At 54.8% G+C, this 13102-nt stretch carries 11 protein-coding genes; 3 read left to right on the top strand and 8 right to left on the bottom strand.

All coding sequences use genetic code 11. The features are described 5' to 3' along the window. Positions 1-263: 263 nt before the first annotated feature. Complete coding sequence (locus N1249_RS00890) at positions 264-551, top strand: HTH-type transcriptional regulator (protein ID WP_014068424.1); 288 nt, start codon at positions 264-266, stop codon at positions 549-551. Positions 552-593: 42 nt separating this feature from the next. Here the strand turns inward: N1249_RS00890 and N1249_RS00885 are convergent, their stop codons facing one another. Beyond that, positions 594-2213 (bottom strand): ABC-F family ATP-binding cassette domain-containing protein, encoded by a 1620-nt coding sequence (locus N1249_RS00885; protein ID WP_259833827.1) that lies wholly within the window; start codon positions 2211-2213, stop codon positions 594-596. Positions 2214-3187: 974 nt separating this feature from the next. Here N1249_RS00885 and N1249_RS00880 point away from each other — a divergent pair. Beyond that, complete coding sequence (locus tag N1249_RS00880) at positions 3188-3625, top strand: hypothetical protein (protein WP_259833824.1); 438 nt, start codon at positions 3188-3190, stop codon at positions 3623-3625. A gap of 77 nt (positions 3626-3702) precedes the next feature. Here N1249_RS00880 and glyS read toward each other — a convergent pair whose 3' ends face one another. The 3 genes from glyS to N1249_RS00865 all read right to left on the bottom strand — a co-directional run bounded on the left by glyS (position 3703) and on the right by N1249_RS00865 (position 7159). Continuing rightward, entirely contained in the window at positions 3703-5772 is a 2070-nt protein-coding gene (glyS, locus tag N1249_RS00875; protein WP_259833822.1) for a glycine--tRNA ligase subunit beta, read from the bottom strand. Between the two features lie 9 nt (positions 5773-5781). Beyond that, entirely contained in the window at positions 5782-6693 is a 912-nt protein-coding gene (gene glyQ / locus N1249_RS00870; protein WP_003860141.1) for a glycine--tRNA ligase subunit alpha, read from the bottom strand. Positions 6694-6853: 160 nt separating this feature from the next. Next, a complete protein-coding gene (locus N1249_RS00865) occupies positions 6854-7159 on the bottom strand; it encodes a YsaB family lipoprotein (protein ID WP_014068420.1) in 306 nt (101 codons plus the stop codon). Between the two features lie 184 nt (positions 7160-7343). Here N1249_RS00865 and N1249_RS00860 point away from each other — a divergent pair, with 184 nt between their 5' ends. Next, positions 7344-8339: an acyltransferase gene (locus tag N1249_RS00860; RefSeq protein ID WP_259833819.1), complete on the top strand. Its 996-nt coding sequence runs from the start codon at positions 7344-7346 to the stop codon at positions 8337-8339. Here N1249_RS00860 and N1249_RS00855 read toward each other — a convergent pair. From N1249_RS00855 to xylA, 4 genes are all read right to left on the bottom strand, one after another. Then, the gene (locus N1249_RS00855; RefSeq protein ID WP_259833817.1) at positions 8332-9252 is read right to left on the bottom strand and encodes a GlxA family transcriptional regulator; all 921 of its coding nucleotides are present in this window, start codon (positions 9250-9252) and stop codon (positions 8332-8334) included. The genes N1249_RS00860 and N1249_RS00855 overlap by 8 nt on opposite strands. After that, positions 9252-9791 carry an isochorismatase family protein gene (locus tag N1249_RS00850; RefSeq protein ID WP_259833816.1) on the bottom strand — a complete coding sequence of 180 codons (540 nt, stop codon included), beginning with the start codon at positions 9789-9791 and terminating at the stop codon, positions 9252-9254. Before N1249_RS00850 ends, N1249_RS00855 begins: the two co-directional genes overlap by 1 nt. A gap of 102 nt (positions 9792-9893) precedes the next feature. Next, on the bottom strand, positions 9894-11348 hold the full coding sequence (gene xylB, locus N1249_RS00845) for a xylulokinase (protein WP_259833815.1): 1455 nt from the start codon (positions 11346-11348) through the stop codon (positions 9894-9896). Between the two features lie 73 nt (positions 11349-11421). After that, on the bottom strand, positions 11422-12744 hold the full coding sequence (xylA, locus tag N1249_RS00840) for a xylose isomerase (RefSeq protein WP_259838280.1): 1323 nt from the start codon (positions 12742-12744) through the stop codon (positions 11422-11424). Positions 12745-13102 lie beyond the last annotated feature (358 nt).

Here is a 13102-nt window from a genome sequence, read left to right as displayed (position 1 = left end):
CCAGGTCAGCCTTGCAAGATACTCTTTTCATACAAAACGACTATTGCCGTTTTCTTGCTGACGATTTACAAAAAAATACGCTGCCGCGCTGTTTATGAATAATCAGTCAATTAGCGCGGATAAGCCTTCTGCTGAAACGCGTAAAGCCCCGCCTACCGCACGATTAATCACAACCCTGGCGATCCTGCGTCTGTTTTAGGGACTATTCTTAATTGGCTCTCTGATGTTCACGATCCCGCTGTGTGATTTAAGAGGAGTTCTCAATGGAATATAAAGATCCTGAGTTTGAGCTGCTGAGCAGCCTGGAACAGATTGTTTTTAAAGATGTACCGCAGACGATTACCCTGCAACAAAAATCCAATCCCTTTACAGAATATGAGCAATTGCGCAAAGGGACAGGACTGAAAACGGATGAATTCGCCAGAGCAATGGGTGTCAGCGTAGCGATGGTGCTGGAGTGGGAGTCAAAACGTGAAAGACCCACAGCCACCGAGATAAAGCTGATGCGCCTGATTCAGGCAAACCCTGCACTCAGCAAACAGATAGCGTAATACCAGATTGTGACAGCCCCCGCCCTTGCGGGGGTTTGTGTTTTAAAACCTCTCACAGCGCCACCCCTCTTTCTGCCACATCATTTCATGCGTCAGGTTCAGTCCGTTCAGGAAGGCCTCATCGTGCGACACCACCAGCAACGCGCCGGGGAACGTCGCCAGCGCCGCTTCAATCGCCTGAACGGAGGCCAAATCCAGATGGTTGGTCGGCTCATCCAGCAGCAGAAGCTGTGTGGCCTCTTCACGCCAGAGCACACAGGCCAGCGCGGCTTTCAGACGTTCACCGCCGCTCAGCTCCGCCAGCGGAAGTATGACTTTATCAGCGCCAAGCTGAAGCTGGGCTAAGCGGGTACGCAACCCTCCTTCTTCCAGCGGCGTATTGCTCAGGTTGAGATGCGCCATCACCGACAGCGACAGATCCAGCTGCGACAGGTGTTGGTCGAGATACGCGCAGGTTACTGACACCCGGCAACTGCCCGCGAGCGGCGATGTTTCCCCGAGTATGGTTTTCAGGAGCGTTGATTTCCCACAGCCATTAGGCCCCCGCAGCGCCACGCGCATCGGGCCATCCATCCGCCAGTTTGTCGGCGGGATATCCACAAACGGCAGCACCAGATCCTCAAGTACCAGCACCTGTTTCCCTTCGGCAATCTGACTTCCCGGCAGGGTGAACATCACCGGGTTATCTTCTTCCACCCGCTCACGCGCCTTGTTGACGGCATCATTCAGCACATCATTTTGATCGTTATGCTGTTTTTTCCACGATCCAATACGCTCTTTCGCTGCCATCTTGTATTTGACCCGCTCGAACGAGGCGATGTTAAGACTATCGACGGTGCGCAGCGTCTTTGCCGAGCGCCGCTGGCTGTCGTCATGCTCTTTTTTCATCCGCGCCCGCGTGCGCTTACGTTCAGTCGCGGCATGTTCAAGCGCTGCGCGGGCTGATTGCTGTTCGGCATCACGCTGGCGCTGGTAATCAGCAAAATTCCCGCCGTAACTATGCAACCCCGACGCGCTCAGTTCCAGAATACGTGGAACCTGAGCCAGGAGTTCACGGTCATGAGAGGCCACCAGCACACCCCCCTGATAGCGGGAAAGCTGCTCGTAAAACCACTCACGGCCTTGTCTGTCGAGATGGTTGGTGGGTTCATCCAGCAGAAGATAATCTGCACCGGCAGTGAATGCTCCGCACAGCAGGGCGCGAATACGTTCGCCCCCGCTAAGCTCTGCGGCAGGTTTATCAGGATCAAATGGCGGGAGTTTCGCCTGGTTAAACGCCCCGCTCAGGCGTTCCGCTAAATCCCAGTATCCGTCGAGTATTTCCAGACACTCAGGCTGATAATCACCACTTTCGATACGCCTGCGGGCAGCAAAAATATCGCCATACCCGAGCAGTTCAGCCAGTGTAGTGTGTGGGGAAATATCATGTTGTTGCGCCACATAAACGTGCGTGCCGAAACGTTCAATATGCCCGCTCGCAGGGTCATCAACCCCGGCCAGCAGACGCAGAAGGCGCGTTTTGCCGCTACCGTTACGGCCAACCAGCGCGCACAGCGACGGCTCAAGAGAGAGATCCAGCGGACCAAAAAGCGTATCGCCCGTCGCAAACTGACAGGTGACCTGATGCAAAATAAAAGAAGGGGACTGCGCAAAATGAGCCATAAGCACTCCTGAATGAAATCAAAACATCCCCTGCCGACGCGGTGGCGTTTAGCAAGGATCGAAATTCATCAGTCGTGTTTGTTCATTTTCGGGATGCGCTCCAGAGGGAGAAAGTTAACGGGGATAAGGATAACGGTAATTTGTTGACCGTTTCAAGGTTAATTTTTGGGCAAGATAGACTTCATCCTCATTTGGGGTGAGGGATCCCCACAAAAAATACGGGCACGTACGGCCCCCTCTCCTTTTTGGGGAGAGGGTTGGGGTGAGGGGGAACATACGGCTGTGGTGGATATTCCGTTCACTTCACGTTCCTTGCTACTCTGTCACCCCATAACACGTGAACGTGCCAGGGTGGCTCAACGCCACCACCCTGGCGACCCGGGCTCCCGGCAAGAAAATCGCCGCTTCGCGGTACCCTCAGCTTATTCCTTTCGGCTTTCGGGTCGGGCGCGATGCAGCGTCCATGCAAGTCGCGCCCTCTCGGCGCATCCATGCGCCTCGCCCCGGCCTACAGGAAACGCTTCGGCGATTTTCGGCCGGACCATGGCGCCGCTGTAAGCCTTTTATTTCAATGGCGTAATGCCATCGCTGAGTAACGACAAAAACTACCGGGGAACCCTCAGATCTTTGGGAGAGGGTATGGGCGGAACAGACGGTAATTTTGCGAGCCTCTTTCCAGAAATGGTAATATCCTCAGCGACATAGCTCAAATCTGTTGCCGCTTGTTTTGATGAGCAGTAAGTTCTCTTCGCACCTGCAAAATCAGGTGCCGGGATTGGAACCCTGACTCACTTCACTGGCGACACAGGCTCTGTGTCGTACGGCCTGCTTCATCCCAATGGCGGGCCGGACAGGGGCGCTGCAAAGCGCGCTGGTGTCAGTGAGGCCAGTCGTTCCAACCTTGTCCGGTTCCGCCACCAGCGAGCCTGGAACCTCCGGTGGCGGAAGATATACCACTCACTGAGGTTATTATTATGGCTATGACTGACTCTTTAATCACTCTTCCCTTCAACCACTCCACCGCCTTCACCGAACTGGCAGATAACTGCGAACGCTTCGCCGACATCCTGATTGATTGCGAGGAACCCGCACAAAAAATGGCGCTGTACGGCAGACTGTCCGCCTGCCTGAATCTGCTGCAACCCACGCTTATGGAACCCATCCCGGAATACTTAAAAGCAAATCTGACCGTGGAAGAACTTCCGTCACGCCTTCCGGCTTTCGAACCTGAGTGTGACCAACTGGGACGTTACTGCCAGGAGATCACGCAATTGCTGATGAACGGTTCCCTGCCGCGACAGACAGTGATCGTGCTGGAGGATTTGCTGCGCGAACTGGTCGGCTATTTTGCCGATACGCTGAAAGCCCCACGCTGGCTGAAAACCAGTGAAGGCATGATCGCGATCGGTTAGCACAACGCTGCACCATAAAAAAACCCGCCGAAGCGGGTTTTTAGCATTTCCAGGCCCGTCCACCGGGCAACAGCACGTTACTGGAGCAGCGAAATATCCGCCACGTGCAGGAACAGTTCACGCAGTTTTTCAAGCATAGAGAGACGGTTCACACGCAGCTCTTTATCTTCTACGTTCACCATCACTTTCTCGAAGAAGGCATCAACCGGCTCACGCAGTTCAGCCAGTTCGACCAGCGCTTCCTGATAACGACCTTCCGCGAAGAACGGCTCCAGCTTGTCACGCAGCACCACAACCTGCATCGCCAGAGCGATCTCTTCCGGCTCTTTCAGCGTCGCAGCATTCACACGCTCGTTCAGCGTTTCGTCGGATTTTGCCAGGATGTTGGATACACGTTTGTTAGCCGCAGCCAGCGCAGATGCCGCTTCCAGAGTACGGAAGTGAGATACCGCCTTCATACGCGCATCGAAGTCTGCCGGACGGGTCGGACGACGCGCCAGAACCGCCTGAATGGTGTCGACAGTATAACCTTCGTCCTGATACCAGGCGCGGAAACGGCCGAGCATAAAGTCGATAACGTCATCCACCACTTTCGTATTGGTCAGCTTATCGCCGTACAGACGAACAGCTTCTTCGGTCAGGGTTTGCAGATCAAGGTTCAGGTTCTTCTCAACGATGATACGCAGCACGCCCAGTGCGGCACGACGCAGCGCAAACGGGTCTTTATCACCTTTCGGATGCTGACCGATGCCGAAGATACCCGCCAGGGTGTCCATTTTGTCGGCAATCGCTACTGCACAGGCAACCGGGTTAGACGGCAGGTCATCACCGGCAAAGCGCGGCTGATACTGCTCGTTCAGAGCAACAGCCACATCTTCTGCTTCGCCATCATGACGCGCGTAGTGCATCCCCATCACACCCTGGGTGTCGGTAAACTCGAACACCATGTTGGTCATCAGGTCGCATTTAGACAGCAGGCCCGCGCGGGTCGCGTGGTTCACATCCGCACCGATTTCACGAGCGATCCAGCCGGACAGCTCTGCAATACGGTCGGTTTTGTCACGCAGCGTACCCAGCTGTTGCTGGAACAGTACCGTCTGCAAGCGTGGCAGGTGGTCTTCCAGGCGTTTTTTGCGGTCGGTGTTAAAGAAGAACTCCGCATCCGCCAGACGTGGACGAACCACTTTCTCGTTACCGGAAATAATCTGGACCGGATCTTTGGACTCAATGTTCGCCACAAAGATGAAGTTTGGCAGCAGTTTGCCATCGTTGGCGTAGACCGGGAAGTACTTCTGGTCACCCTTCATGGTGTACACCAGCGCTTCAGCCGGAACGGCCAGGAATTTCTCTTCGAATTTCGCCGTCAGCACAACAGGCCACTCGACCAGAGAGGTCACTTCTTCCAGCAGGCTTTCGCTCAGGTCAGCGTTACCGCCAATCTGGCGTGCCGCTTCTTCCGCGTCCGCTTTTATTTTGGCTTTACGCTGTTCGTAGTCGGCAATGACTTTACCGCGCTCCAGCAGAATCTGCGGGTACTGGTCGGCATTGTCGATGGTGAACTCCGGCTCGCCCATAAAGCGGTGGCCGCGGATCACGCGATCGGACGCCACGCCCAGAATGGTGGCAGGAATAACGGCATCGCCCAGCAGCAGGGTCACGGTGTGAACCGGACGCACGAAGTGCACGTCGGACGCGCCCCAGCGCATCAGCTTAGGAATTGGCAGCTTAGCCAGTGAGGTCGCGATCATGTCCGGCAGCAGCGCTTCCGCGCTTTCGCCTTTCACATGTGCGCGATACAGCAGCCACTCGCCTTTGTCAGTGGTCAGACGCTCAGCCTGGTCAACGGTGATACCGCAACCACGTGCCCAGCCTTCTGCCGCCTTACTTGGTTTGCCTTCAGCGTCGAACGCCTGAGCAATCGCCGGGCCACGTTTTTCCACTTCACGATCGGGCTGAGACGCCGCCAGGTTGGCCACTTTCAGCGCCAGACGACGCGGTGCAGCAAACCATTCAATTTTACCGTGCGCCAGGCCAGCGTTATCCAGCTCGGCAGTCACGTTCGCAGCAAAAGATTCAGCCAGGCTGCGCAGGGCTTTTGGTGGCAGCTCTTCGGTGCCGATTTCCACCAGGAAAGTTTTCTCAGACATGGCCGCCTCTTATTTGTTTCGGTTGCACATCGGGAAGCCAAGGGCTTCACGGGACGCGTAGTAAGCTTCTGCAACGGCTTTGGTCAGGGTACGAATACGCAGAATGTAGCGCTGACGTTCAGTCACGGAGATGGCTTTGCGGGCGTCCAGCAGGTTGAAGCTGTGGGCGGCCTTCAGAATACGCTCGTAAGCAGGCAGCGGCAGCGGAGTCTCCAGCGCCAGCAGCTGCTGGGCTTCTTTCTCGTACTGCTCGAAGCAGGTGAACAGGAAGTCCACGTCCGCGTATTCGAAGTTATAGGTGGATTGCTCCACTTCGTTCTGATGGAACACGTCGCCGTAGGTGGTTTTACCCAGCGGGCCGTCGCTCCAGACCAGGTCGTAAACGCTGTCTACGCCCTGAATGTACATAGCCAGACGTTCCAGACCGTAGGTGATTTCACCGGTAATCGGTTTACATTCCAGACCACCAACCTGCTGGAAGTAAGTGAACTGTGTCACTTCCATACCGTTCAGCCACACTTCCCAGCCCAGACCCCAGGCACCCAGCGTTGGGTTTTCCCAGTTATCTTCCACGAAACGAATGTCGTGGATGGTTGGATCCATTCCCAGCTCTTTCAGCGACCCGAGGTACAGCTCCTGAATGTTATCCGGTGATGGCTTAATCACAACCTGGAACTGATAGTAGTGCTGTAAACGGTTCGGGTTTTCGCCGTAACGGCCATCAGTAGGGCGGCGGGATGGCTGCACATAAGCCGTTGCCATTGGTTCTGGCCCCAACGCGCGTAAGCTGGTCATCGGGTGTGAAGTGCCTGCGCCTACTTCCATGTCCAAAGGTTGAACAATGGTACAGCCCTGACGAGCCCAGTAATCCTGTAAGGTCAGGATCAGGCCCTGGAAGGTCTTGGTATCAAACTTTTGCATAGTATGTCGTGCTGGATACGTGTGGTTTTTAATGGAAGGGATCAGTATACCCGCTGACTGCAAGATATACAGTACGAAACGGGTTTGTTTAGGGAAAATTGGGAAATAAGGCTTTCAGCCTGAAGACTTGCCCGCTCTGGCTGCTGATTATCCGCACACGTTAGCGCATCGAGAGATGTAAAAACTGGCCGTCTGCGTCAAAAGAACAGACAAAGCCCTCTTTACGAGAGGTATGTCCCCGCAGCTCGAAACTGCCCTGAAACCGCTCGAAGCCCGTGACATCGATTTTCTCCATGCCCGTGTTATAGCGGTGAGCAGCCTGATCTTTGCACAGTTGCTCCATATTCAGAGAGCGTTCAGGGCTCATTTTACCCTGCTGCGCTTTTTGCACAGGGGCATCTTGCGAAGAACTGCATCCTGCCAGCATAAGCAGCAGAAAGAGTGACGCCACACGCTTCATCATCATTTTTATTACCGGCCTGGTCTATGGCTGTTATTTTTAGTATCAAAGCTTTTATAGATTAAGGTTTGGCATTCTGCGAATCTCGCGGCCTCCGTACAAGCCTGCATAATAAAACTCAGAATTTTCCAACGAGAGGCTTTCGTGTATTGGCAGTCACACTCTTTTTAACAGGACAACAGAGGAACTGATGCAGTCAAAAATTAACTGGATTGATAACCTGCGAGGAATAGCCTGTCTGATGGTGGTGATGATCCATACCACCACCTGGTATGTCACTAACGCCCACAGTATCAGTCACGTTAACTGGGATATCGCCAATATTCTGAACTCTGCGTCCCGCGTCAGCGTGCCGCTGTTCTTTATGATTTCTGGCTTTCTCTTTTTTGGCGAGCGCAGCGCGCAGCCGAAGCATTTCATGCGCATCGCCTCATGTTTGCTGTTTTACAGCGCCATTGCGCTGCTCTATATCACGCTGTTTACCTCGATTAACGCCGGGCTTTCACTCAAATATCTGCTGCAAAAGCCGGTGTTCTACCATCTGTGGTTCTTCTTCGCGATCATCGTTATCTATCTGGTTTCCCCGCTGATTCAGGTAAAAAATGTGAGCGGAAAAATGCTGCTGGCGCTGATGGTGGTGATTGGCGTGGTAGCCAACCCCAATACGGTGTCGCAAAAAATCGGGGGATTTGAATGGTTGCCAGTAAACCTCTATATCAGTGGCGATACGTTCTACTACATTCTCTACGGCATGTTGGGACGCGCGATTGGCATGATGGACACGCAAAAACGCGGGCTTAATGGGCTATGTGCCGCCATTTTTATCATCGGCGTGGTGATTATCTCCCGCGGGACGCTGTATGAACTGCAATGGCGCGGTAACTTCGCTGATACGTGGTATCTGTACTGCGGGCCGATGGTCTTTATCTGTGCCGTATCCCTGCTAACGCTGGTCAAAAATACGCTGAATGCCCGCCCTCTTCCCTGGCTTGGGTTTATCTCGCGGCATTCTCTGGGAATTTACGGGTTTCACGCGCTGGTTATCCACGCACTGCGAACCCGGGGCGTTGAGCTGAAAAGCTGGCCGCTGCTGGATATTGTCTGGATTTTTGCCGCTACGCTTGCCGTGAGTCTGTTGCTGTCGATGCTGCTACAGAAGATCGATACTCGCCGTTTCGTCAGTTAACATTGCGCTGCCTGGCGCGGTGATACTGGCGCGGGGAGGAAAACCCTGCCGCCAGTGACGCCTGCTCCACGCCACGCCCCTGCAATAACCACTGCTCTGCCACCGCCAGACGCAATTGTTCCAGGTAATCCCGAACGCTTATCCCTAAATGCGCCTGAAAAAGCCGGGTCAAATGGCGCGGGCTGACGTGCGCCAGAGCGGCGATATCCGGCAGGCTCCACGCTTTTTGCGGCTCTGCGGTGAGAGCATCCTGCGCACGGTGGATGGCCGGGTGGATATGGTTGCGATAGCGTAGCCAGGGGGATAACTGCGGGTCGTCGCCAGAGCGACGGAACCAGACCACCATCTCACGCGCCACGGCCAGCGCCTTTTCCGGCCCACAAAGACGATTAATCATGTGCAGCGCCAGATCGATACCCGACGTGATCCCGGCACTGGTCCAGATACTCCCATCCTGAACGAATATTCGATTCTCTTTGATCGCCGCTGTCGGTGCGGCGCTGCGCAAACGCCCGATAACATCGTGGTGCGTTGTGCACTGCCTGCCATCCAGCAAACCGGATTTCGCCGCCAGCAGCGCCCCAGAACAGACGCACATGACAGTGATGTCCTGATGGTGAATTTGCGGTTGCAGGCGCATCAACCAGTTCTGAATGCACTTCGCTTGCGGCGTTGAAAACTGATAGCAGGAATCACTGACGCCTGGCAGCACCAGCAAACTCCCCGCCGGCAGGGTATCCGGCAAGGGCTGGATGCCCGCCATCGTCAGGCCAATCGACGTCGGGACTTCTGGCTCCGGGCCAATGTAATGCAGGCGAAATGCATCGCCTGCCAGCACGAAGGTTTCTGCCGGGCCGGTCATGTCTAATGACAACACCCCTGGCAGCATGACGAACCAGACGTCGATGCTCATTAAAGTGACTCCAGCGCCTGCGCGACGGTTTTAATATCGGCAAATCGCCCGGCCAGCACCGTCTCGGTGCGATGGCGCAGTTCGTCTGCGCTGAGGGTGATCCCCTTATGCGTCATCGGAAACGTAAGCGTTGCCTCGCTAACAAAGGTCACAGCATAGCCCAGATCGGAGGCCACCCGGGCGGTTGTTTCACAGCACTGCTCGGTGCGAATGCCGCAGATGATCAACTGATTGATATCACGCTCCCGCAGCCAGTGGTCAAGACCGGTATCGGTAAAGGCATTATGGACGTGTTTCTGAAATACCACGGCAGGACGATGACGTAAAAAGGCCATCGGTTTGACATAGCCACTTTGCAGTGAGAAGGGACCGTCCTCGTCGACATGAAAGATATCAACAACGGGAATATTGCGCGATTCACAGCCTTCGATCAGCCCAAGCATCGCCTGCTGGAACGTGGGGATATCCTTCTCCTGCCAGTAATCACGATGATGAAAGGACTGTTGAGTATCGATATTAAGTAAAGCAATGCGTGACATGATGGTTCTCCTCGCCAGTGGGTGTAACCTTATCCTGGCGAGGAAATGGGAGCACGAACAGACCAAAAAAGGACATCCTCATGCCTGTTCCAGACAACCGCTTTATGACATTAACGGCAGCAGCTGCTGGTAGATTTTGCGGAAGACATCGCGCCTTTCGGCGTACTGTAAATGGCGTTTAGCATCAGGCACATGCGCCTGTTCAAGCGCAAGCTGCGGCAACAGCTGCGCAAGTGGCGTATCCGGGTTCAGGGCAATCTGCGCCAGACGCGCCGCCCCCAATGCAGGGCCAACATCGCCACCTGTCCGGTAGTCCAGCTGCAACCCGCTGATATCAGACAACATCTGTCGCCAGTAGCTGCTCCTGGCGCCTCCACCAATCAGGGTGATACTGCCGGGTTTTAGCCCGCAGTCGTGTACGACGTCCATCCCGTCGGCCAGTGCATAACCTACCCCTTCGAGCACCGCGCGCGCCAGCTCTGCCGGGCCGTGCTGATGCGTCAGCCCAAAAAAGACACCTTTGGCTTCAGGGTTGTTATGCGGTGTACGCTCGCCGGAAAGGTAAGGTAAAAACCAGACGGTACCTGCGTTTTCATCCGCCTGCTGCGCAGCCGCAATCAGCGTCGGGACATCGGCCATTCCGGTCAGTTTTGCCGCCCAGTCAAGACAGGAAGCCGCACTCAGCATCACCGACATCAGATGCCACTTACCCGGAAGGGCATGGCAGAAACTGTGCACGGCATTTTCAGGGTTGCTGCGATAGCCATCGCTAACCGCAAAATAGACGCCGGATGTCCCCAGCGAGAGCATCGCCTGCCCCGCGTCAACCATCCCGACACCTACAGCACCAGCCGCATTATCACCACCACCGGCCACCACCGGCACGGCCGGCATGTTCCAGCTTTTGGCAACGGCCGGCTGCAATGTCCCCGTGATCTCGCTGCCTTCGAAAAGCGCCGGCATATGATCGCGCGTCAGATGGCAGGCATCGAGCATGGCCTCGCTCCAGTCGCGTTTGGCCACATCGAGCCACATGGTGCCCGCCGCGTCGGACATATCGCTGGCGAAATCACCCGTCATACGAAAACGCAGATAATCTTTCGGCAGCAGCACTTTGGCAACCTGACGGAACACCTCTGGCTCATGGCGTTGCACCCACAGCAGTTTTGGTGCGGTAAAGCCTGGCATCATCAGATTGCCCGTTATCTCACGGGAGGTGGGCACGCGGCCTTCAAGAATGGCGCACTCTTCACCGCAACGGCCATCGTTCCAGAGAATAGCCGGGCGCAACACGCGGTGCTCGCTATCGAGCAGCGTGGCGCCATGCATTTGCCCGGCAATACCGAGCGCTTTTACATCACGCAGGCTGTGTTGTTCACCCAGCGCCTTCATTGCACGATCCGTCGCCTGCCACCATTGCTCCGGGTCCTGTTCCGACCACAGCGGATGCGGGCGTGAAACCTGAAGTTTTTCAGTCTGTGTTGCTAACACTTCGCCCTGCTCGCTGAGCAGGATGGCTTTCACACCCGATGTGCCAAGATCGATCCCGATATACATTGCGGTGACTCCTTTAACAGAAATGCCCGGTGGCGTTACGCTTACCGGGCCTATGCACGTCTTCAGCTCGCTGTTACTTATCGAACAGGTAGTGATTCACCAGGTTTTCCAGCAACTCCTGGTGTCCGCTTTGATGCTGCGGCGCCAGATGGTGCTGTTCAGCGTACTTCGCGATTTCAGCAAGTGATAACTGGCCTTTCAAAATTTGCTGGCCCAGCTCACTGTTCCAGCCGCTATAACGCTTCGCCACGCGTTTATCCAGCTCACCGTCTTCAATCATACGAGCCGCGACTTTCAGCGCCAGCGCCATGGTGTCCATCGCACCGATGTGGCCGTAGAACAGGTCATATTTGTCAGTGCTCTGACGGCGCACTTTGGCATCGAAGTTCAGGCCACCCGTGGTGAAGCCGCCCGCTTTGATGATTTCGTACATCACCAGCGCGTTTTCTTCGACGCTGTTCGGGAACTGATCGGTATCCCAGCCCAGCTGTGCATCGCCACGGTTCGCATCTACGGAGCCAAAGATACCGAGCGCAATGGCAGAGGCGATTTCGTGATGGAAAGAGTGGCCCGCCAGCGTGGCGTGGTTGGCTTCGATGTTCACTTTGATCTCTTTTTCCAGACCAAACTGCTTCAGGAAGCCGTATACGGTAGCGACATCATAATCGTACTGATGCTTGGTTGGCTCTTGCGGTTTCGGCTCAATCAGCAGCGTGCCGCGGAAACCAATTTTGTGTTTGTGCTCGACAACCATCTGCATAAAGCGACCGATCTGTTCACGCTCCTGGCGCAAATCGGTGTTCAGCAGGGTTTCATACCCTTCGCGACCACCCCAGAGAACATAGTTTTCGCCGCCAAGCTGATGGGTTGCGTTCATTGCGGTCACCACCTGGGTGGCGGCCCAGCTGAACACTTCTGGATCAGGGTTTGTTGCCGCACCGGCACCATAACGCGGGTTAGTGAAGCAGTTTGCGGTGCCCCACAGCAGCTTCACGCCACTTTGCTGCTGTTTTGCCGCCAGCACGTCAACCATTTGTGCGAAGTTGTTCAGATACTCTTTCAGGGATGCGCCTTCCGGTGACACATCCACATCGTGGAAGCAGTAATACGGCACGTTCAGCTTGTGGAAGAATTCAAACGCGACATCCGCTTTACGCTTCGCCAGCTCAATGGCTTCGCCGGGTTGCTGCCACGGGCGGTCGAAGGAACCCACACCGAACATATCGGCGCCATTCCAGCAGAAGGTGTGCCAGTAACAGGCGGCAAAGCGCAGATGGTCTTCCATGCGCTTACCCAGCACCAGCTCATCCGGGTTGTAGTGACGAAATGCTAAAGGATTGGCCGTTTTCGGGCCTTCGTAACGAACGCGATCGAGTTGGTCGAAATAAGCTTGCATATTGAGCTCCATAATCAAGGGATGCGGCGAGTAGTCGATACTGGAGTAATAGTGAATAGACATTTGGACTTGCTCAATTACGTTATTTCACACTGCTATTGAGAGAATGCACAACTGTGCGCTGGCTCGCAAAATAATGCGCAGGCAAACTATTTTTCGGCGCGTATTCCAGATTTGCGTGTAATTAATAAGTTACGCTTTTTAAAATCAGATCGCTGTCATAAATTCAGAAATAAACCAAATATCATAATGAGAAGATAAAAATCTGTAATTGCCAGTCAGCCATTCCACGTTAAAAATTTGCTGCGTCTACAGCAGTGAATGTTTCTTTTATCTCAGCAGCACATCACCTACAAAA

It is taken from the genome of Enterobacter sp. CP102, assembly GCF_025152625.1.
Lineage (GTDB): Bacteria > Pseudomonadota > Gammaproteobacteria > Enterobacterales > Enterobacteriaceae > Enterobacter > Enterobacter soli.
This window is presented reverse-complemented; position numbering and strand designations above follow the sequence as displayed.